The organism is Larkinella arboricola (assembly GCF_003259745.1).
Classification (GTDB): Bacteria; Bacteroidota; Bacteroidia; order Cytophagales; family Spirosomataceae; genus Larkinella; species Larkinella arboricola.
Genome location: NZ_QLMC01000002.1, coordinates 111,253 through 133,151, shown reverse-complemented (window position 1 = coordinate 133,151; position 21,899 = coordinate 111,253). Strand labels below are relative to the sequence as shown.

General features: G+C 50.7%; 18 protein-coding genes. 12 read left to right on the top strand and 6 right to left on the bottom strand.

Features of this window, described 5'->3' with window-relative positions; all coding sequences use genetic code 11:
• Positions 1-20 precede the first annotated feature (20 nt).
• Positions 21-2,567, top strand: a complete 2,547-nt coding sequence (locus LX87_RS07605; RefSeq protein ID WP_111627624.1) for a TonB-dependent receptor — start codon at positions 21-23, stop codon at positions 2,565-2,567.
• Positions 2,568-2,654: 87 nt separating this feature from the next.
• Here LX87_RS07605 and LX87_RS07600 read toward each other — a convergent pair whose 3' ends face one another.
• The 3 genes from LX87_RS07600 to LX87_RS07590 form a co-directional block, all read right to left on the bottom strand.
• Positions 2,655-3,311, bottom strand: a complete 657-nt coding sequence (locus LX87_RS07600; RefSeq protein ID WP_229310583.1) for an OmpA family protein — start codon at positions 3,309-3,311, stop codon at positions 2,655-2,657.
• Between the two features lie 171 nt (positions 3,312-3,482).
• Positions 3,483-5,270 (bottom strand): translation elongation factor 4, encoded by a 1,788-nt coding sequence (gene lepA, locus LX87_RS07595; RefSeq protein WP_111627622.1) that lies wholly within the window; start codon positions 5,268-5,270, stop codon positions 3,483-3,485.
• 132 nt (positions 5,271-5,402) lie between these two features.
• Positions 5,403-6,629, bottom strand: a complete 1,227-nt coding sequence (locus tag LX87_RS07590; RefSeq protein WP_111627621.1) for a DUF819 family protein — start codon at positions 6,627-6,629, stop codon at positions 5,403-5,405.
• Positions 6,630-7,173: 544 nt separating this feature from the next.
• On the opposite strand from LX87_RS07590, the gene LX87_RS07585 reads away from it, so the two are divergent.
• The 4 genes from LX87_RS07585 (at position 7,174) to LX87_RS07570 (ending at position 10,809) form a co-directional block, all read left to right on the top strand.
• The gene (locus LX87_RS07585) at positions 7,174-7,662 is read left to right on the top strand and encodes an Lrp/AsnC ligand binding domain-containing protein (protein WP_111627620.1); all 489 of its coding nucleotides are present in this window, start codon (positions 7,174-7,176) and stop codon (positions 7,660-7,662) included.
• 153 nt (positions 7,663-7,815) lie between these two features.
• A complete protein-coding gene (sufB, locus tag LX87_RS07580; protein ID WP_111627619.1) occupies positions 7,816-9,261 on the top strand; it encodes a Fe-S cluster assembly protein SufB in 1,446 nt (481 codons plus the stop codon).
• A 150-nt stretch (positions 9,262-9,411) separates the two neighbouring features.
• Positions 9,412-9,726 carry a DUF3817 domain-containing protein gene (locus LX87_RS07575; protein WP_111627618.1) on the top strand — a complete coding sequence of 105 codons (315 nt, stop codon included), beginning with the start codon at positions 9,412-9,414 and terminating at the stop codon, positions 9,724-9,726.
• A gap of 156 nt (positions 9,727-9,882) precedes the next feature.
• On the top strand, positions 9,883-10,809 hold the full coding sequence (locus LX87_RS07570; protein WP_111627617.1) for a polysaccharide deacetylase family protein: 927 nt from the start codon (positions 9,883-9,885) through the stop codon (positions 10,807-10,809).
• A 16-nt stretch (positions 10,810-10,825) separates the two neighbouring features.
• Here LX87_RS07570 and LX87_RS07565 read toward each other — a convergent pair whose 3' ends face one another.
• The 3 genes from LX87_RS07565 to tilS all read right to left on the bottom strand — a co-directional run bounded on the left by LX87_RS07565 (position 10,826) and on the right by tilS (position 15,133).
• Positions 10,826-11,251, bottom strand: coding sequence for a GNAT family N-acetyltransferase (locus LX87_RS07565; RefSeq protein WP_111627616.1), 426 nt, complete (start codon positions 11,249-11,251; stop codon positions 10,826-10,828).
• Between the two features lie 60 nt (positions 11,252-11,311).
• Positions 11,312-13,615 carry an OmpA family protein gene (locus LX87_RS07560; RefSeq protein WP_111627615.1) on the bottom strand — a complete coding sequence of 768 codons (2,304 nt, stop codon included), beginning with the start codon at positions 13,613-13,615 and terminating at the stop codon, positions 11,312-11,314.
• A 144-nt stretch (positions 13,616-13,759) separates the two neighbouring features.
• Complete coding sequence (gene tilS, locus LX87_RS07555; RefSeq protein ID WP_111627614.1) at positions 13,760-15,133, bottom strand: tRNA lysidine(34) synthetase TilS; 1,374 nt, start codon at positions 15,131-15,133, stop codon at positions 13,760-13,762.
• A gap of 179 nt (positions 15,134-15,312) precedes the next feature.
• Between tilS and LX87_RS07550 the strand changes: the two genes are divergently transcribed.
• The 7 genes from LX87_RS07550 to LX87_RS07520 all read left to right on the top strand — a co-directional run bounded on the left by LX87_RS07550 (position 15,313) and on the right by LX87_RS07520 (position 21,899).
• Positions 15,313-17,148: an OstA-like protein gene (locus LX87_RS07550; RefSeq protein ID WP_111628321.1), complete on the top strand. Its 1,836-nt coding sequence runs from the start codon at positions 15,313-15,315 to the stop codon at positions 17,146-17,148.
• A 189-nt stretch (positions 17,149-17,337) separates the two neighbouring features.
• On the top strand, positions 17,338-17,982 hold the full coding sequence (locus LX87_RS07545; RefSeq protein WP_111627613.1) for a T9SS type A sorting domain-containing protein: 645 nt from the start codon (positions 17,338-17,340) through the stop codon (positions 17,980-17,982).
• 137 nt (positions 17,983-18,119) lie between these two features.
• Positions 18,120-19,004, top strand: coding sequence for an outer membrane protein assembly factor BamD (locus tag LX87_RS07540; RefSeq protein WP_111627612.1), 885 nt, complete (start codon positions 18,120-18,122; stop codon positions 19,002-19,004).
• A gap of 65 nt (positions 19,005-19,069) precedes the next feature.
• Positions 19,070-19,390, top strand: a complete 321-nt coding sequence (locus tag LX87_RS07535) for a DNA-directed RNA polymerase subunit omega (RefSeq protein ID WP_111627611.1) — start codon at positions 19,070-19,072, stop codon at positions 19,388-19,390.
• Between the two features lie 119 nt (positions 19,391-19,509).
• Positions 19,510-20,736 carry a bifunctional phosphopantothenoylcysteine decarboxylase/phosphopantothenate--cysteine ligase CoaBC gene (gene coaBC / locus LX87_RS07530; protein WP_111627610.1) on the top strand — a complete coding sequence of 409 codons (1,227 nt, stop codon included), beginning with the start codon at positions 19,510-19,512 and terminating at the stop codon, positions 20,734-20,736.
• On the top strand, positions 20,733-21,653 hold the full coding sequence (gene porD, locus LX87_RS07525; RefSeq protein ID WP_111627609.1) for a type IX secretion system protein PorD: 921 nt from the start codon (positions 20,733-20,735) through the stop codon (positions 21,651-21,653). The genes coaBC and porD overlap by 4 nt, the downstream gene beginning before the upstream one ends.
• A 3-nt stretch (positions 21,654-21,656) precedes the next feature.
• The gene (locus tag LX87_RS07520; RefSeq protein ID WP_111627608.1) at positions 21,657-21,899 is read left to right on the top strand and encodes a hypothetical protein; all 243 of its coding nucleotides are present in this window, start codon (positions 21,657-21,659) and stop codon (positions 21,897-21,899) included.

Genomic DNA, 21,899 nt, shown 5'->3' with positions numbered 1-21,899 from the left:
CACCTAACCATTCTATTGGAATGAAAAACTACTTACTTATTATTTTCCTTTTCTGCACTTCGTCAACATTTGCTCAGAAGCTTACGGTATCGGGAAAAGTGACCGATCCCAAAGGTGATGTGCTTCCGGGTGCTACCGTGCTCGAAAAAGGAACCAATAATGGCGTTAGTTCCGATGCCGCCGGGACCTATACGATAACGTGCCGAGCCGACAATCCGGTATTAGTTATTTCGTTTGTTGGTTTTCAGAATGCGGAAATTCCCGTAAACGGCCAGACAACGATTAATGTAACGCTGGAAAACGCTACGGAACTTCAGGAGGTGAACATTGTCGGTTCGCGCAACTTGAACCGCTCGGTAACGGATTCGCCCTCCCCCATTGACCTGATCGACATTAAGGATGTGACGACTAAAACCGGGCAACTCGACCTAAACCAGTTGTTGCAGTTTGCGGCCCCGTCGTTCAACTCCAACCGTCAGACCGGTTCGGACGGTGCCGACCACGTTGATCCGGCTACCCTCCGGGGGTTGGGGCCTGACCAGACGCTGGTGCTGATTAACGGCAAACGACGGCATCAATCGGCGCTCATCAATTTATTCGGTACGCGCGGACGGGGTAATACCGGTACCGACCTGAATGCCATTCCGGCTGCGGCCATCGAACGCATCGAAATTCTGCGCGACGGAGCGGCTGCCCAATACGGTTCTGACGCCATCGCGGGCGTAATCAACATCGTCCTGAAAACCAGCGCCAATGAGTTTACCGGCAATATAAACTACGGCGCTTATTCGGCCAAATACCGCTTTGACGACCAAAAATTTGACGGTGGCAATTTCAACATAAACGGCAACTACGGTTTCCGAATCGGTAAGGGCGGCTTTCTGAATCTAACGGCCGATTACAATTACCGGGGGCACACGCAGCGGGCCAACGTAGCAACGAACGTCGAGGAGCTGTCGCGCCGGGAATTTGGCGACCCACAGGTACAGAACACGTCCTTTTACGCCAATTCGAAAATACCGGTCAGTCCGAACGCGCACGTCTACGTATTTGGCGGCCTGAATCTGCGCAAGGGTGACGCCTACGCCTGGACCCGCTTTGCCGACAGCCCGCGAAACATTCCGAGCCTGTACCCCAACGGCTTCGACCCGATCATTACCAGCGACATTACCGACGGTTCGGTTGCCGCCGGAATCCGGGGCAAATGGAAAGGCTGGGATGTGGATTTAGGCAGTGTTTTCGGCAGCAATACATTTCACTACGGCGTCAGAAACACGCTGAACACCTCCTTGGGGCCGCAGTCGCCCACGTCGTTCGATGCGGGCGGTTTTCAGTTGCAGCAAAATGTTACCGGACTGCATTTCTCCCGGCTTTTTCAGGAGACACTTCAGGGGCTGAACATTGCATTCGGGGCCGAATTCCGGTCTGAAAATTACCAGATTTTTGCGGGGGAAGAAGCTTCCTACCGCAACTATGACCCAACCAGACCGGGCGGATCACAAGGCTTTCCGGGCTATCAGCCGGGCGACGTGGTGAATGAGGGCCGTACTAACCTCGGGATTTATTTCGATACCGAAGCCGACATTACGAAAGCGTTTATGATCGGGGCCGCCCTGCGTTTTGAGAACTACAGCGACTTTGGCAGCACCCTGAACGGCAAAATTTCGTCGCGGCTGAAACTGGGCAACAATTTTACCGTCCGTGGCACGGTCAGCACGGGTTTCCGCGCCCCTTCACTGGCCCAGATTTACTTCAACTCTACGTTCACGAACTTCGTGGAAGGGCAGCCCGTCGAAGTGTTACTGTCCCGGAACGAGAGCCCGGTGACCCGAAAGCTGGGCATTCCGAAGCTAAAACAGGAGACCTCCCGCAACGCTAGCCTGGGTTTTACGGGTCGGTTTGGCAGCGGTTTTTCGCTGACCGTAGACGGGTATTACGTCAAGATACAGGATCGGGTGGTTCTGACGGGCGCCTTCACCGCCGATGATCCGGATATTGGGGCGGATTTGCAGGAACTGAACGTGGGTCAGGCGCAATTTTTTACGAATGCCGTCACCACCTCTACCCGAGGGGTTGACATCATTCTGGCGAATGGTTCGGCGGTCGGGCGGGGCCGGTTAAACACGACGCTCGCGGCAAATTTCAACAAACTAACCGTCGATGAAGTCAAAACCAACGCTCGGCTGGCCGGTAAAGAAGATACGTATTTTGACCTGCGCGAACGGAAATTCGTGGAAGCTTCGGCCCCGCCATCCAAAATTAACCTGACGCTTGATTACGGCCTTGATCGCTGGAACTTCGTAGTCCGCGCCGTCCGGTTTGGAGAAATCACGCTGGCCGATTACGATTATCAACTGAATGTCTACAAACCCCGCGTAACCACCGACTTCTCGGTAGGCTACAAAATTGCCAAAAACGTAAACCTGATTGTGGGCGGCTCCAACATTTTCAACGTGTACCCGAACCGTTTCAACCCGACGCTCACCGAGTCCGGTGGAGCCTGGGATCCGGTCCAGATGGGCACCAACGGGGCCTACTGGTACGGTAAGCTGAACCTGCGGTTTTAAGGAATTAAGAATGAAGAGTTAAGAGTGATGAGTTAAATGGGCGGCAGCCAACTCTTAATTCATCACTCTTAACTCTTAACTCATCACTCAATTTGCCAGTACGGTAAACTCGACGCGCCGGTTTTTCTTTTTGTTGGCTTCATTGTCGTTGGGAGCCGCCGGGCGCGTATCACCGTAGCCCTGGTATTGCAACCGGCGGGCGGCAACGCCCCGCTGGATGAGGTAATTGGTAATGACGCGGGCCCGGTTTTCGGAAAGGGATTGGTTCAGTCGGCGGTCGCCGACGTTATCGGTATGACCGGCAATTTCGATGACCAGTTTTGGGTAACTGTTAAGGGTATTCAGTAACTTATCGAGCTGCGGATACGATTCTTTCCGCAGGACGTAACTGCTCTGATCAAAATAGACGTTATCGAGCCGGATTTTGTCGTTTACCTTTAGGTTACGGAATATGCTGTCGGGTTGGGCGGCCTTTTCCGATTCGATTTTTTCCATCAACGCCAGATGCTCGTAGTTGGCGCAGGTATCACACGGCACCAGCAGCACTTCCTCCATCGGGTAATAACCCTCCGCCGTTGTATTGATAATCAATGTATCGGTTTTTCCGAGGGAAAACACAAAGGGCCGTCCCGGCGAACTCTGCCCATTGAACTCCCTTTTCGACCGAGTTACCTTGATTCGATACGTAGCCGATAGTTCCGCTTTGGTCTGTTCATCCAGTGCCTTCAGAACAAATTCCGTCACGTGAGTTCTTACCAGCCGGGGGCCTGATTGGGCCAGCGCTGAATGCGCGGCAAACATAGTTAGCCAAACAACAACTAGTGCGTTACGCATCAGAAGATTATCGAAAATACACGTTTAAAATACGGCTGGTTCGTTTACGGGACGTTGCCGTAAACGAACCAGCCGTTTCAATTAGTTAATCTTCAGGACGGCCATAAAAGCTTCCTGCGGAATCTCGACGTTACCAACCTGGCGCATCCGCTTCTTCCCTTTTTTCTGCTTTTCGAGCAGTTTCCGTTTCCGGCTAATGTCACCACCGTAACACTTGGCCAAAACGTCTTTGCGAAGGGCTTTTACGGTTTCGCGGGCAATAATCTTCTGCCCGATAGCCGCCTGGATGGCAATTTCAAACTGCTGACGGGGCAGCAACTCGCGCAATTTTTCGCAGAGCTTTTTCCCCCACTCATACGCTTTATCCCGGTGCACAATGGCCGAAAGCGCATCGACGCCTTCGCCGTTGAGCATGATATCGAGCTTCACCATGGTCGATTCGCGGTTGCCCAGAAACTCGTAGTCGAGCGACGCATAGCCGCGTGAGATGGTTTTCAGCTTGTCAAAGAAGTCAAAAACAACTTCCGCCAGCGGCATTTCAAACTGAAGTTCAACGCGGTCGGCGGTCAGGTAAAGCTGGTTTTTGAACACCGAGCGTTTATCCATACAAAGGCCGATGATGGCCCCGACGTATTCCGCTTTGGAGATGATCTGCGCTTTAATGAACGGTTCTTCAATCCAGTCGATGCTGCTGGGATCGGGCATTTCGGCCGGGGCACTGACCTGAAGCGTCTCACCCTTGGTCGTAATAACTTCAAACCGTACGGACGGCACGGTTGTAATAACTGTCATGTCGAACTCCCGTTCGAGCCTTTCCTGCACAATTTCCATGTGCAGCATTCCGAGGAAACCGCAACGGAAACCGAAGCCCAGAGCCGCCGACGTTTCCGGCTCCCAAACAAGCGACGCATCGTTCAGCTGGAGTTTCTCCATCGCTTCCCGAAGCTCTTCAAACTCGCTGGTATCCACCGGATAAATACCGGCAAAAACCATCGGTTTCACTTCCTCAAAACCCTGAATGGCCGAGGAAGCTGGATTTGCCAGGTGGGTGATGGTATCGCCGACCTTCACCTCCTTCGCCACTTTGATTCCCGAAATCAGGTAGCCTACGTCACCACATTCGATGACATCCTTCGGCTCCTGCGTCAATTTAAGCGTACCGATTTCGTCGGCAAAATATTCTTTCCCGGTTGCCATAAACTTGACCTTGTCACCCTTGCGGATGCGGCCGTTTTTAACCCGGAAAATAACCTCGATACCGCGGTAGGAGTTGAACTGCGAATCAAAAATCAGGGCCTGCAATTCGCCGTCCGGATCACCTTTCGGGGGCGGAATCCGCTCGACAATGGCGTTCAGAATGGCTTCAATACCGATGCCCTCTTTTCCGCTGGCCGGAATAATGTCGTCGCGTTCGCAGCCAATCAGGTCAACCATCTCGTCCTTTACCTCTTCCGGCATGGCGCCGGGCAGGTCGATTTTATTCAGGACCGGAATGATCACCAGATCATTATTCATCGCCAGATACAGGTTCGAAATCGTCTGGGCTTCCGTTCCCTGTGACGCATCGACCAGCAGCAGGGCGCCTTCGCAGGCGGCAATGGAACGGGATACTTCATAGGAAAAGTCGACGTGGCCCGGCGTGTCGATCAGGTTGAGCGTATAGCTTTCCCCTTTGTACAGATAATTCATCTGAATGGCGTGGCTCTTGATGGTAATGCCGCGCTCCCGCTCCAGATCCATATCGTCCAGCAATTGGGCCTGCATATCGCGTGACCCAACGGTTTTGGTAAATTCCAGCAATCGGTCGGCAAGAGTACTTTTGCCGTGGTCGATATGGGCAATAATGCAAAAATTACGAATATGCTTCACGCTGTGAAAACGGTTGTCTATCTCGGTGTAAATACAAAATTACTTAAAAAAGCGCAGATTGTCGTCGAACTCTGCCGGCTGTCCGCACAGACCCGGTTTCTTTTTGTCCAAACGGCGTTTTTTGCCGGAAAATCAGGGCGAAACCAGTTGCATCAGGATACCGCAAACGTACCCCATGTAAGTACCGACGGCATACCCCAGAATAGCCATCAGCACGCCCACCGGGGCCAGAACCGGGTGAAAAGCAGCCGCAATAATCGGCGCGGTGGCCGGGCCTCCAATACAAGCCTGACTGCCTACGGCCAGGAAGAAATACGGCGCCCGGATTAACCGACTGAAACCGATCATTAACAGCACATGAAAAAGCATCCAGACCAGTCCTACCAGAATCAGACCGGGATGATCGGCAATAGCCAGAATGTTCATTTTCAACCCAATGGTAGCAATCATCAGGTAAAGAAAAACCGTGGCCACTTTTGATGCACCGGCCCCTTCCAGATTGCGGGCCTTTGTAAACGACAGACCAATACCGATGGCGGTAGCCAGCCCCACAATCCAGAAAAACGGCGCATTCAGGCTGAATTGGCTTAACAAAGGCGAATGCTGATCGATATAGGGTGCAATCACTCCGGCCAGCGCGTGAGCCACCGCCGTAGCGCCAAACCCAATGGCCAGAATGACCATCAGATCGGTAGACGACGGTATTCTTCGAATAGCTTCCACCTGATGACGAACCCGGTCTTTGACTTCCTCCACCGCACTGGCGTCGGCCCGAAGCCAGCGGTCGATGGTGGTTGCCTGACCGGTCCCGTACAGCAAAACGCCCAGCCAGAGGTTGGAAATAAATACATCGACGGTTACAATGGCCGAAAACAGGTTGCTGCTGGGCTGAAAAACTTCCTTCAACGCCGTTTGGTTGGCCCCTCCGCCAATCCAGGTTCCGGCCAGCGTGGCCAGTCCGCGCCAGACGGCATCCGGCCCCTGCCCTCCTACCAGCTCCGGAGCAAGCTGTGCAATCAGCCAAACCGCCAGCGGCCCGCCCAGCATGATGCTGACGGCCGAAGCCGCAAACATCAGCATAGACTTTCGGCCCAGCCGCCGAAACGCCTTAAAATCGACACTGAGCGTAAAAAGCACCAGCGAAGCAGGCAGCAAAACACGCGAAACGATCGGGTACAAAGCCGTGTTGTCGGCATCGACCCAGCCAAACGTATTTAATAAGGAAGGCAGAAAGTAACAAAGTAAGGTGGCCGGAACATAGTGGTAAAACCGTTGCCAGAATGGCCGCGGGCTATCCGCCGTGGAAAGAACAACCGCAAGAATAAGGAAGAGAACGCCAAGCGTAACGGGGTCGGACATCGGAATTGTTCATTTCGGCGGAGGAAAATCAGGTCCGCCGTCAGAATGGCAAAGAAAGCGCAAATGGCTTAAAAACAAACAACGCCGGCCTCAACCTGAGCCGGCGTGTTAAGATTACACTTCATCAACAAACTAAAAACCAATCGGAATGCAGCTACAGAATTGAGCTGCCGAAGCCATTAATTTTGTTGCGGCATTTAAGCCAGTGCTGTAGGAGGGGGACTCGAACCACCCACGGTGCGGTTAGCTACAGTACAACTTCTGGTGGTCAACCCCAGTCGCTTTTGCAAGCGGCATTATGCTGCGTTTATCCCGAACTCACCACCCCCGAGACAGGAGGGCACGTCTGCCAATTTCGACACCCTACAGTGTAGTAGAACTTTGTCAAATCATCACCGCTTGACCTGCCTGCTTTGATTTAACAATACAAAGTTAATACAAAACGCCACTCATTTGCAAATCTTTTATAAAAATTTTGTAAAAATTTCTGTTTTTTCAAAATATGGCGTATTTTGTTGATGAAATTAAAATTTTCTCAACTTAGATGGAAAAAAATTTAGAGATTGATAATGTTGATCTCAAAATCCTGACCCTGTTAATGGAAGATGCCAATATGGCTTACACCGAAATAGGAAAACGGATTTTCGTCTCAGGAGGGACTGTGCACGTCCGGATGAAGAAAATGGAACAGATGGGGATCGTGCGGGGTTCGCAACTGGTGATTGACCACACCAAACTGGGGTGGGACATCAGCGGTTTTCTGGGCATTTATCTCGACAAAAGCTCCCTGTACGAAACCGTCGCGACCGAATTGCTGAAAATTCCGGAAGTGGTTAACATTCACTACACTACCGGTATTTACAGCATTTTTGCCAAAATAGTCTGCCGCGACACCCAGCACCTGCGCGAAGTGCTGCACGATAAAATTCAGAAAGTAGCCGGGATTCAGCGGACCGAAACCTTTATTTCGCTGGAAGAACGGATTTCGCGTCCCATTCCTTTCGGCGTCAACGTACCGATGGACAAAGACTGACGGCCCACCAAACCAGTTGAAGACCACCGGATTCTAGACATTTATACGAAGTAACGGGAAACTTTCCGATATTTGCCTATCCTGAGCGGAACAGACCTCCCATCCGTTTTGTTTATCCTATAGACTTTTGCGTGTATTAGTCCGCAACCAATCATGAGCAAAGACGTTGAAATTTTAGAAAGTATTACCAATTCCGAATACAAGTACGGTTTCGAAACATTAATCGAAGCGGATGAAGCACCGATGGGTCTGAATGAAGACATTGTTCGGTTCATCTCCGCCAAGAAAAACGAGCCGGAATGGTTATTGGAATGGCGGTTGAAAGCATATCGGTATTGGGAAACTTTGAAAGAACCACACTGGTCAAACTTGAAGTATCCTCCAATTGACTATCAGGCACTTAAATATTATTCCGCTCCAAAGCAAAAGAAAACCGTAAACAGTCTGGACGAGATCGATCCGGAACTGCGGGCTACTTTTGAGCGGCTTGGTATCTCCCTACAGGAACAGGAACGCCTGTCGGGTGTTGCAGTGGATGCCGTTATCGACTCGGTTTCCATTGCCACTACGTTTAAAGATAAACTGAAAGATCTGGGCATTATTTTCTGCTCGATGACCGAAGCCGTTCAGGAACACCCTGAACTGGTCCGCAAATACCTGGGTTCGGTGGTTCCACCCCGCGACAACTATTTTGCGGCCCTTAACTCGGCGGTCTTCTCCGACGGTTCATTCTGTTACATTCCGAAAGGCGTTCGGTGTCCGATGGAATTATCGACCTATTTCCGGATTAATGCCGCCGGAACCGGGCAGTTTGAACGGACACTGATCGTGGCCGACGAAGGTTCGTATGTAAGTTATCTGGAAGGCTGTACGGCCCCGATGCGCGACGAAAACCAGTTGCATGCGGCTGTGGTTGAGCTGGTGGCGGCTAAGGAAGCCGAAATCAAGTACTCGACGGTTCAGAACTGGTATCCGGGCGACAAAGAAGGCCGGGGCGGTATTTACAACTTCGTTACCAAACGCGGTATTTGTGAAGGAGCGCACTCGAAAATCTCCTGGACGCAGGTGGAAACCGGTTCGGCTATCACCTGGAAATATCCGTCGGTGATTCTGAAAGGCGACTACTCGATCGGGGAGTTCTACTCCGTAGCCGTTACAAACAACTTCCAGCAGGCCGATACCGGAACCAAGATGATCCACGTCGGTAAAAACACCAAAAGCCGGATTGTATCGAAAGGAATTTCGGCGGGTCGGAGCCAGAACGCTTACCGGGGGCTGGTGCAGGTGTTTAAACGGGCCGAAAACGCCCGTAACTACTCCCAGTGTGACTCCCTCCTGCTGGGCGACCGCTGCGGAGCGCACACGTTCCCGTATATCGAAGTAAACAACCAGACCGCGACCGTCGAGCACGAAGCCACGACGTCCAAAATCGGTGAAGATCAGTTGTTCTACTGCAACCAGCGGGGTATTCCGACGGAGCAGGCTGTGGCCCTGATCATCAACGGATACGCCAAGGAAGTCCTGAATCAACTGCCGATGGAGTTTGCCGTAGAGGCTCAGAAGCTCCTCGAAATCAGTCTGGAAGGCAGCGTTGGTTAATCCCGTACTTCCCTGTTAATAAATCTTGAAAAGGCAGGCTCCGGCTTGCCTTTTTTAGTATCGGATTTTAGACGTGTCAATACCGTCTCATCGTTTCCATTAATTTAGCGAACCCTCGCTATCTTTGTCATATCCATCGCTAACTGTACTATGTCACTTTCGCTTAAATCGTCGCTCGGTCGTTTTCGTATGATCGGTATTCTGGAAGGTATCTCCTACCTGGTTCTGCTTGGAATTGCCATGCCGTTAAAATATTGGGCGAACCTCCCAATGGCCGTCAAACTGGTGGGCTGGGCTCACGGTGTTCTGTTTGTAGCCTATATGCTTTCTCTTGTTTCCGTTACGTTTGACCGTCGCTGGTCCTTCGGCCGGGTTCTGGTTGCCTTTGTTGCCTCGCTGGTTCCGTTCGGTACGTTCTGGCTGGATGCCCGGTTGAAAAAAGAAGACCAGCAATCCGCAGTATAATCCATTTGCCAGGCCGGAAAATCGTTTTTAATTTTTCTACAGCCTGATTGTCAACTGGTAACAATTCCACCAATTTTCGCATCACTTCAGAAGTGACCTTTTCTGTATATTGCCCGGGAATGAGTTCAATTTACCATCTTGTTGTCTGGATTAACGATGATTTTCAAAGGCCGTCTCTTCTTACCCATTCTGATTTCATCACTTACTGCTGGGCCGTTCTTTTCCTGCACACAACAACAGGCTTCGACCAGCACACTGGAAGCCAGTGCCGCTTCGGTTGAAGACCCAAAGGAAAAAACCGCTCCGGAATCAAAGCCCGAACCCACTGCCAACATCGATCCAGCGAGCATTCCGGCCAGCAAGATTGCCGATGCCGCCACCATTTTAGGTCGTAAACAGGTACCGATTTTGTGTTACCACCAGATCCGCGAATGGCGTCCGAAGGATTCCGAAAACGCCCGCAGTTACATCATGCCGGTGCAGGTGTTCAAGGATCAGATCAAGATGCTGGCCGACAGCGGCTACCAGTCTATTTCGCCCGATCAGCTTTACGCCTATCTGGCCACTGGGGCACCTTTACCCGAAAAACCGGTGATGATCACTTTCGACGACGGTGATCTTGAACAATACGAACTGGCCGCGCCCGAACTGGAAAAACACGGTTTTAAAGGAGCTTTTTTCATCATGACAGCCTCCATCGGCCGCCGGGGTTATCAGCATTACATGGATAAACAGCAGATCAAGGACCTGGCCGACCGGGGACATACCATCGGCTGCCATACCTGGGACCATCATAATGTCAAGAAATACCAGGGCCAAGACTGGGTGACGCAAATCGAGGAACCCACCAAAAAGCTGGAAACGATTACGGGCAAACCCGTTCGACATTTCGCTTATCCGTTCGGGCTCTGGAATCACGAAGCTACCGTTGAATTAAAGAAGCGGGGTTATCTGGGCGCTTATCAGCTAGCCGAAAAGAAACGCGACGAGGAAAATCCGTTATTGAGTGTCCGCCGGATTATTGCCAGCGGGTACTGGAGCCCCCGAACCCTGCACAACAGCATGATTAATAGTTTTAAATAAGCGATTCGCCCACGACTCAAACCGTGGGCGAATTGCTTAAAGGGAGTACGTATTTCGCATACGGAATCTCATCCTTAAAAAACACCTCCCCTTCCGGTTCCATGCCAAATCGCTGGTAAAAAGCAGCCGCCGAAAGCCGGGCATCGCACCAGAGTTTGTCGGCCCCGAGTTGTCGGGCTTTGTCGATCACCTGATTTAACAAATGAGAGCCAATGCCTTGCCGCTGGGCGTCCGGGCGGGTGGCAAACTTTCGGAAGCGGGCAATACCGTCTTTCTCAAACAGGGAAATAACCGCTAACAGCTCGTTCTCGCGAAAAGCACCGAAATGATACCCGTCGGCATCCTCGGCCAGCATTACATACGCAAACGGTTTGTCGGGCCACAAAACTTCGTGACGAAGTGGGTACGTCTCTTCGGGTCTGATAGGTCGAATCGTTATCACTACATTGCCTTTTTCGGCGAAGGTACGGTTTCAACCCATTCCGGATGGCGAAAACCGTCCTTATTTTCCCGTTATTTCGGGGTTACTCCGCTGCACCGTTACAATCTTGAATTCGGTTCGGCGGTTTTGCTGATGTTTGCTTTCAGGACAGGCAATCTGATCCGTGCAACCGTTCAGAATCTCGCTTTCGCCGTAGCCCTGGGCGCTCAGACGGTTTGGCTCGATTCCCCGGTTAACGAGGTAATCAACGGCGGCCCGGGCGCGGTAGGTTGATAGTTGCAGGTTGTAGGCGTCGCTGGCTCGGCTGTCGGTGTGTGAGCGCAACTCAATTTTCATTTCCGGGTATTTCCGCAGCAGCGCCACCAGATGATCCAGTTCGCGGGCAGCATCCGGCCGAATAAAAAATTTGTTATAATCGTAATAGATGTTTTTCAGTTCAAACACATCCCCCTCGCCGTAAATGCCCTGCTGTTTTTCAATCAGTTTAGGATTTTTACCCGCTTTCATTTTGGGAAGTTTCTCCCGGTTGGCCGTATACCGGTTTTTCTCGGTCGTGAGCGTATAAGGTGCGCCGGGCTTCATTTCAAATTCGTACTTACCGTCCGATCCAGTCACCACCCGCTGCTCCGACTTGTCCTTATCGTTTCGCAGGGTGACGGTCACGCCCGGCGCCGGTTGCTGGTTTACTTCGGTTTTTACCGTGCCTTTTACCAGCGTATTTTCGCTTTTTTCCAGATAAATCGACACGTTCAGGACGGGCCGTTCCGATTGCGTCATGGTTGAAAACCGAACGCTGTTGGTGGCGTAGCCCTCCTTGATGGCCTTAAACTCATAGTCGACGTTGGCGTCCACGCAAAAACCGGTTTTGCCGTCGGTTCCTGTAAAACGCAAATCCTGATTTACACCCGCTTTAATCACCCGTACATCGGCTACGGCAATGGGTTCGTTGGTTTTTGCGTCATACACAAAAATGTTGAGTTGTTTACAGGTGCGCCGGAAGCTGTAAATATTATCATCACTGACACCGCGTTTCCGGTTACTGCTGAAGTAACCGGTCGAACGGTTCTGGCTCGTAATCAGCCCAAAATCATCTTTCTCAGAATTAAGCGGATACCCCAGATTCTGGACACCCTTGAAGGCCACTCCGTCGCGCAGTTCGGCATAGAACAAATCCAGTCCCCCCAGGCCTTCGTGGCCATCGGACGAGAAGTACAGGTTATTATTTTCGTCAACAAACGGAAACATCTCGTTGCCCTCGGTATTAATTTCCTTGCCCATATTTACCGGCGACGACCACTGCCCATCCTTGTATTCAACCACATACAGGTCCGTTCCGCCATATCCACCCGGCATATCGGACACAAAAAACAGTTTGGTATCATCCGCCGACAGGGCCGGATGCCCTACCGAATAATCGTTGCTACAGAAGGGCAGTTCTTCGATGTTCTGCCAGCTTCCGCCGTTATTTTGGGCGATGTACAGTTTCAGCTTCCGGATTCCGTCGGCACTCTTCCCATTTTTCCCTTTAGCCGTGTTGTTGCGGGTAAAAATAATCCGGCTCTGATCCTTGAAAAAAGTCATGGGGCCTTCGTGGTACTTGGTGTTGAGCGTTCGGCTAAACACTTCGGTCTTCGAAAGCGGCCTATCATTCCCCGGCATCACTTCCGTACTTTCCGTTATAACGTCTCCTCCTCCCAGCGAAGCAGCCTGAACGCCAGGATTGGGAGTCGTCCGCAGTTCGGTCGTATCGGGAAACAGGTATAAATCCAGAAACGGAGTCTGATTCCAGCCGAAAATTCGTTTGACGGGTCCGGATTCGTTGCGGGCCGATACAAACGCCAGACCGTTCTGGTAATACATCGGGCTAAAATCAGCCTGCGGTGAGTTGATGGGCAAATAATCGACCCGGTATGCGGAAGAATCCTGAAAAAACCGACTCATGTCCATGTACGAAACCGTAAATTTCCGGCCACGCAGATCTTCCTTCTGCCGCTCACCGTACTTGCTGTACATCTTTTGGGAATCACGGTATTTTCCGTTGGCAGCCAGGGCCTGTGCGTAATACAGGTAATTTTTTGCGTCGGTTTCCGGAAACTCTTTAATCAAATCGGCATAAATCCGCTCGGCGTTTTTCGTGTCCTGTAGCGCCCGGTAGCTGTAAGCCAGCTTCGTATAGGCTTCCTGGGTCTCGGCGGGATCTTTCCGTTTATCAACCCGCAAAAAGTCTTCGTATGCCTGTGCGGCATGGGCATACGCCAGGTTCTCAAACTGTTTATTGGCCGCTTTCAGGCGTGTGCTCTGGCCCTGAACCGCCAATGCCACTACCGAAAAAATAACACTCAATAGTAAACGTAAATAGTTCATAATGAATCTAGTGGTTCGTGAATCATATGGAACCTAACTTTAAATTGCTTGTACATCGCACAATTATAAGGGTATTTTCTGATAATGCCAGCAGACAAGGGAGAAAAACAAAAAGATGAAAACGAATGCGTTAACGGCTTTTGGTCAGCGTTGGGCCGGAAAGCGTCGTTCGATCTTTAGAATGGTCCGGGTTTGATCGGTAATGCGAAAATAATCATCGGGCCGGTAACCGACCAGCCAGGCAATCCGGTCGCCCGACACCAGCACCCGGGCCGACTGTCGCTCGGCAATGGTTACTTTCCGGTTCGTCAGAAAATTTCCGACGGTCTGGTGTCCTTTTACGCCCAGGGGTCGGAAGCGATCACCGTTTTGCCAGATCCGGATTGTCAGGGGCCATTGAATTCGTTCGGCATCCAGGCAGGCGATGTTCGAATCCACTGGAATCTGAAAATCACCCGATCGCGGAATTAACTCAAAATAAAGTTCGTACTGCCCGAAAACGTTCAGCGTAGTGGCCGGTATCGCATCCAGAATAAGGGTTTGTGCCGGAGCCGCCTGCCGGGGTTTGATCATCAGGTAGTCGCGATCCCGAATGAGCAGGTGGGTTGCGGAATAAAACTGCTGACCAAAGCCGTCTGCCCGCACGGTCTCTGCCATATCCCCCAGTTGCGCGTATTGAAAACCGTACGGTTTCAACCACTCCGCCAGACGGTACTCCCATTCCTCCAGCAGCAGCAGTTGCTCAATGGAAAGAAAGATGCCTTCCGGACGCATTTCGGCCAGCTTTTCCCACGACCGGCGAATCTCGGCATCGACCAGGGCATCCGCCGACCGCAACCGGGCCACCGTCGTCTGCAACGTTTCGAGCAGGTTCGGATTGATCTCCTTCAGGACCGGAACGACCTGGTGGCGCAGCCGGTTTCGGTGGTATTTATCAGACGCGTTGGAACTATCTTCTCGCCAGCGTATCCCCCCGTTTTGGGCGTAGGCTTCAATCATCGTCCGATCAGCAAACCACAGGGGGCGGATGATTCGGCCCTGACGGACGGGCACCCCTTTTAGCCCAGTCAACCCAGTTCCGCGCACCAGATTCAACAGAATGGTTTCCAGGACGTCATCCTGATGGTGAGCCGTTGCAATACGGGCGTAATCAAACTCCTCAGCTACCTGCTCAAACCAGTCATACCGCAATTTCCGGGCGGCCATCTGGGTCGAAATGCCCTGCGCTTCGGACTCGTTTTTAGCGGCCAGCCGGACGGTATGAAACCGGACACCGTGTTGTTCTGCCAACTCCTTCACAAACGCTTCATCACCCTCCGACTCCGCACCACGAAGCTGAAAATTTACGTGTGCCATTCCGTACCGCAACCCCGCCGACCGGAACAACTCCGCCATTACCACCGAATCCAGTCCTCCGCTAATTGTCAGCAGAATGCAATCAGTTTGGTCAAAAAGTTGTTCTCTGTTAATAAAGCTTAAAAACCGGCGTTCCAGCGCCCCGTTTTGCAGTAAAGCCATACTTTTGCACTTGAATGTCGAAACCGATTCCGCAGGCCGTTAGGATTAACCGGGATTCCATAGACCGCGAAGCATCATAGTTAATCCTTTAATCCACGGAATCCAAGTTTAGACGGTTCAGAAGATTTTTTTTCATGTTTAGCAACCCTTTGAATAAAAAGAGCGTCTATAATAACAAAATGATTCACAGGCTACTGGTTTGGATACTGGTTTTGCTGGCGGGTACGGCAAGCGCTCAAATCGGCAGCCCTTCGGCTGGCGGTACGAACGATCTTGTGATTTTGAAACGCGCCGACCAACTGGAAGGCTTGCAGTCGGGAACGGAGGAGATCCGGAAATTGATTGGCAATGTGCAGCTTCAGCAGAAAAATGTACTGATGTACTGCGACTTAGCTATTCAGAACCTCTCCACCAATGTCATTGAAGCCTACGGAAACGTGCGCATGACCCAGGGGGATACACTGAGCGTTCGGGGTGATACCATGTTCTATTACGGAGGAACGCGGCAGGCCAAGGTGACAGGCCGGACGGTGGTTCTGAAAGACCGAAAAATGACGCTTACCACCCGCCGTCTGGACTATGACCTGAATACCGGCATCGCCTATTATCCCGTAAAGGGACGGATTGTAGACCGGGAAAATATTCTGACTAGTCGGGAAGGGTATTACGACACGCGGACCAAGCTGTTTACATTTCGTCAGGATGTTCGGCTGGTTAACCCGAAGTATACGCTAACGGCTGATTCGTTGCTGTACAACTCGCTGAGTAAGATTGCCACGTTTCAGGGGCCGACCAAAATTGTAAGCAAGGAAGGGACGCTGATTGCCAAAGACGGTGATTACAACACCGTATCCCGTTTGTCGAACTTTCAGCGCCGGGCAACCATCGAAACCGAAAAGTACACCCTGACGGGCGATACGTTATTTGGCAATAACGCCAGTGATTTTTACACCGCCCGCGGTAACGTGGTGTTGGTTTCCAAGAACGACCGAACGACATTGACGGGTGATTTCGGGCGGTATAACCGAAAAGCCGGCGTAGCCCGGATGACGGGTCACGCGCTTGTCAAGAGTATAACGAAAGCCGATACGTTGTTTATGCGGGCCGATACGCTCTGGTCGTTTGAACTGCCAAACCCGAAACTGGTGAAAGGCAGCAAGACGGCAGATTCAACGTATCGAAGACTGATCGGGCATAAAAATGTCCAGGTTTTTAAAAATGATTTGCAAAGTAAATGTGATTCCATTGTGTACGAAACCGTTGATTCAACGATCTATTTTTTCCGGGATCCCATCGTGTGGAGTACAAATTATCAGATGGAAGGCGATTCCATAACGGCCTTGTTAAAGAACAACCGGATTTATAGGATGTTACTTCGGGGCCATTCTTTCGTCATATCACAGGATACTTTGCAGAACTTTAACCAGGTAAAAGGCCGGACGCTGACCGCTTTTTTTGCTTATGACCAGCAGAAAGACCGCTCGGATATTGACCGGGTGATTGTGGAAGGCAATGGCGAAAGTCTCTATTTTGCCGTTGACGAGCAGAATAAAATGATCGGAATGAACCGGGTGTTGTGTAGTAAAATGACCATCCGGTTTGCCGATCGCAAAGTGAAAAAGATTAGCTTTTACGGACAACCCGATTCGAAACTGGTTCCTCCGAAAGAACTGAAAGACACCGATAAAAAACTCGACGGTTTTAACTGGCGGATAGCGGAACGACCGACAAGGGCGCGGCTGCTGGGTTTACCGGAACAGTCGTCGGGCCAGCCCGTTAGCTCCGGCACCAAACCGGGTAAAAATAACCCGGCACCAGCCCAGGCTTCGGCCACACTAAAGCGGGAGGTGCCCGTTGGTGAGCAAAAGTTCAAGGGGATGCTTCAAAAAAATGCAACCAGTCCAGCCGAAAAGGCAGTGGGCAGCCCCGGCACGAATCCCGTGCGTTCGTCGACTACGGAGAGCGACCTGGAACGTGAATTAAATAAAAAGCCGGTTCGTAAAACCGGTAATTAAAAGGTAGTCTGGGATTTATAAATATTTTTTTGAGACTCTTTTAAACCTTTAGGTTACTCTAAGGTTCTAATTGACAAAAAAGGGGGTATCACCAGCAATTTTTCGAGTTTGTGGTCGTTGACTTTCCCGCTTTTATTAAATATGTTTGTGATGGGGTAATATATCCACCCAAAAGCTGAATGAATTTTTATGAAACAACCTGTACGTTTATATGCCTGGCTGACCGGACTGGCCTTACTGTTATCGCAGAGCCTGATGGCTCAAACCGATAGCAGCAAGCCTAAGAGTCGGCTGGAGTTGGGACAAAAACCCACTCCGACCGGCCGTGTTATCCATTCCCGTAATTTCCCGTTTCTGAAACACCCTACCGTTGCCAGTCTGGACCGGGGTGTAACGATCCAGAAAAATGCCGCGATTAATCAGTATTACCGAAATCAGTTATTAAATTCCGCTAATAAAACGCCGGCTCGTACAACCAGTGCAGAAGCTGGAAATTTAGCATCTCTCGAAAACCGTCCGCCAACGGCAGAGGAAAACCGGAAAAATGATAATCAGATTATGTATTCGAATGACCAGATTACGGTATCGAATATCTACCCTAATCCGGCCAACGAATTTGCCGAAATTGATTACCAGATTTCAGGTAACGTCAAAGATGCAAAGCTTACATTATACAACGTGTTGGGAGCCCAGGTAGCGGATCACACCCTAGATCGAAACGAACGAAAAGTCCGGATTATTACCCGGGATATGAACTCCGGCCTGTATTTCTATCAGCTATCACTCGACGGCAAAAAGATTGTCACGAAAAAGCTGATGGTTAGTCACCAATAAAAAGATTACCTTTACAACAAGCAGTAGACAGGGCTCTGTTTACTGCTTCTTTTTTGCACACGATCTTCCGCTGATTCTGCACTATTTAAGCGTAGTAATCGTTACTCTTAGAGAGATTTTTATTAATTTTGCAATCTATGCAGTATAGTTGGAAAGCAGGTCTTTGGGTAGTTGCGTTGCTGATGTTTTTTGCATCATGCAGTCCGTTTCAGAAATTACAGAAAACGGGCACGGACGAACAAAAATACCAGGCGGCCGTAGCCTATTTCAAGAAAGGTGAATTTTACAAGGCAGGCTTGTTGTTTGAAGAGTTGATTCCTATTCTGAAAGGAAGTACAGAGTCTGAAATGGCCCAGTTCTACCGGGCTCACTGCGAATACCAGCAGCAGAACTATCAGCTTTCGGCGTTTCATTTCAAGCAATTTTACGAAACTTTTGCGCGGAGCGATTATGCCCACGAAGCGATGTATTTTTATGCGCTTTCCCTGTATAAGGATTCGCCCAACTATAACTTAGATCAGTCCAATACGCTGACGGCGATGGCCGCCCTTCAAGATTTTATCAATGCCAACCCGCAGAGCCCTTTCCGTCAGGAATGTACGCAGTATATTACCGACCTGCGCAACAAACTCGAACTGAAGGCATACGACAAGGCGAAACTGTATTACAAAACCAGCGCAGCCAACATTGCCAATTACCGTTCTTCGGTGGTGTCGATTACCAACTTCCTGCGCGAATACCCAGACTCGAAATTCAATCAGGAACTGGCCTATCTCCGGGTTGATGCTCAATATAATCTGGCCAAAAACAGTTTTGCAGATAAGTTAAAGGAACGCCACCAGGAAGTGGTCACGTATTACCTAGCGTTGGTCGATAAATTCCCGCAAAGTCCGGACATTAAAAAAGCCGAACGGATGTATGAAGACAGCCGGAAAGAGCTGGAAAAAATCGCCGAGCAGGAAAAAGAAAAACAAAATCAACAACAAAAGCCCGCAAAAGTTACTGCAACAGCCGCTAACTAAACAATCTGTACAGCTAGCAGGCGCGTCTGTAACGAACGGCATTCGTTCATAAAACAAAGAAAACTATGGCAAGTAATCCTTCTCTCATCACCCGCGATACCGATAAGATTGCGGCAGCAACGGGTAATCTGTATGAATCCGTGTCGATTATTTCGAAGCGGGCCCGGCAGATTTCGAGTAAAATGAAAGAAGAACTCAGCAATAAATTATCGGAATTTGCTTCGGCAGTCGACAATTTAGAAGAAGTGTTTGAAAACCGGGAGCAGATCGAAATTTCGAAGTATTACGAGCGTCTTCCCAAACCGACAACCGTAGCTACGGACGAGTTTCTGGAGGGTAAACTGCAATGGCGGACGGTCGACGAAGAGGCCTCTAACACCCTGTAATTCTATCGTAATACCAGGAACCGGGGAAGCACAGAGCTCACGGAGAAACGCCATCAGCGCCCTCTCTTTGTGATCTTTGCGCTTCCCCGGTTCGTTTTGTGTCTCTATCGATCGAAAGGATGTCTACTTTAAGCGGAAAAAAAATTCTTCTGGGTGTTACCGGAAGTATTGCGGCTTACAAATCGGCCTTGTTAATCCGATTGTTAGTCAAACTCGGAGCGGAGGTTCAGGTCGTCATGACCCCGGCCGCCAGGGATTTTATTACTCCGCTGACACTGGCAACCTTATCAAAACGGCCGGTTTATTCAAACTTTTTTAACACCGGTTCGAGTAGCCAGGGCGACGGCCAGTGGAACAACCATGTCGAACTGGCCCTTTGGGCCGATTTGATCGTAATCGCCCCCGCATCGGCGCATACACTGGCCAAACTGGCCCACGGTTTTTGCGATGATCTGTTGTCAGCCGTTTACCTATCGGCCAAATGCCCGGTTTTTCTGGCTCCGGCGATGGACCTGGATATGTACCGCCATCCCACTACACTGGAAAATCTTCGCCGGCTTGAATCGTTCGGCAACCAGCTTATTCAGGCCGAACACGGCGAATTGGCAAGCGGTCTGGTGGGAGAAGGACGATTGGCTGAGCCGGAGCATATTATCCAGGATTTAGAACGGCATTTGTCCCAGCGCCCTCTCTTCAGGCATAAGCGTGTACTCATCACCGCTGGTCCGACGCAGGAAGCCATTGACCCCGTTCGGTTTATTAGCAATCATTCCAGTGGTAAAATGGGCTACGCAATTGCCCGCGCATTTGCTCACGCTGGCGCTGAAGTGACGCTTGTAAGCGGTCCTACGGTATTGCCCCTCCCCGACCCAACCGTTCGGCGGGTTTCGGTGCGCTCGGCCCAGGAAATGTACGAAGCAACCGCGAAGGAATTTAGCCGGGCCCATGTGGTCATTCTGGCTGCTGCCGTGGCCGACTACACGCCCTTGCGCCCGGCCAACCAGAAAATAAAAAAGAAAGAAACGGCTTTTGCGCTGGAAATGACCCGGACGGTTGATATTGCCGCTACACTGGGACACCAGAAACGACCAGACCAGATTACGGTGGGTTTCGCCCTGGAAACCAATGATGAGTTGGCCAATGCTACGGCAAAACTTCAGGCGAAGAACTTCGATTTTATTGTTCTGAATTCTTTGCGTGATCAGGGGGCTGGGTTCGGACACGATACCAACAAAATTACCGTTATTGATAAAGAGGAACGGGTTTATGAGTTTGATCTGAAATCCAAGGACAAAGTGGCCGAAGATTTGCTAAACCTCGTTCAGGAACAGCTCTCGATGGTATGAAATTTCGAATAATAATTCTGATTTTGGTGGTTATAAGCGGCTTCTCGCCCCGGGTCGGTCTGGCGCAGGAACTCAACTGCCAGGTAACCGTTAATTTTAACCAGGCCCAGTCGACCCAGGTAACCGACCGCCAGATTTTTCCGCAGCTCCAGGCGTTTATTACTGATTTTTTGAATAACCGGCGCTGGACCAGTGACGCCTTTAATCCGGAAGAACGCATCAACTGCAAACTGATCATTGATATTCTGAAAGTACCCGCTCAGAATTATTATGAAGGACGCGCTCAGGTAATCGTTACCCGCCCGGTTTACGGCAGTAATTATGAGACGGTTACGCTTCGATACATTGATAATGCCTTTAATTTCCCGTATCGGCTGAGTGACCCCATGTATTTCAATGAGAACTCGTATTCAAACGAACTCACTTCGCTGCTGGCTTTCCACGCGCTGATTATGCTGGGCGTCGATTACGATTCGTTTAGCAAACAGGGCGGCAAGCTCTTTTTCCAGCGAGCCTACAACATCATGTCGCTGGCGAATCAGAGCGCCGTTGGTGGGGGCGCCTGGGGGGCGCAGGGAGACATCCGGAATCGATACTGGTTGATTGAGAATCTTCAAAGTCAGCAATTTGTTCCTTATCACGAAGCGTTGTATACTTACCACCGTCAGGCGCTGGATAACTTTACGGCCAATCCCGCCAACTCGCGGCAACAGGTTCTGGACGTTTTGACGACGATCCGGCAGGTCAGCCAACAGCGGCCTAATTCGGTGGTTATCAATACTTTTTTTGACGCGAAAGGAGAAGAATTGTTCAACATCATGAACGAAGGCTCCCGCGAAGATCGGCAAAAGGCCTTCACCCTGTTGTCGACACTTGATCCGGCTAAAACCGAAGTGTATCGAAAGCTACTCCGATAACTCATGGGGAAACGTTTAATTCGCGTTCGGGCGACGGAAATTCTAAACGATCGGTTGGCCGAACGAGTTACCAAATTAGTAAATGCCGAAGTAGATGTTGTTTTCATCGACGGCCGGACGCTCCACGGTCGACTCCTCGGTATTCAGGGCGTTGAGTTGTCGGTGCGTGACAATCGAGGGCACGGGCATACCGTTCCGATTGAAACCGTCGACGAAGTCATTCTGGACGAAAAAGCTCCTTTTTAG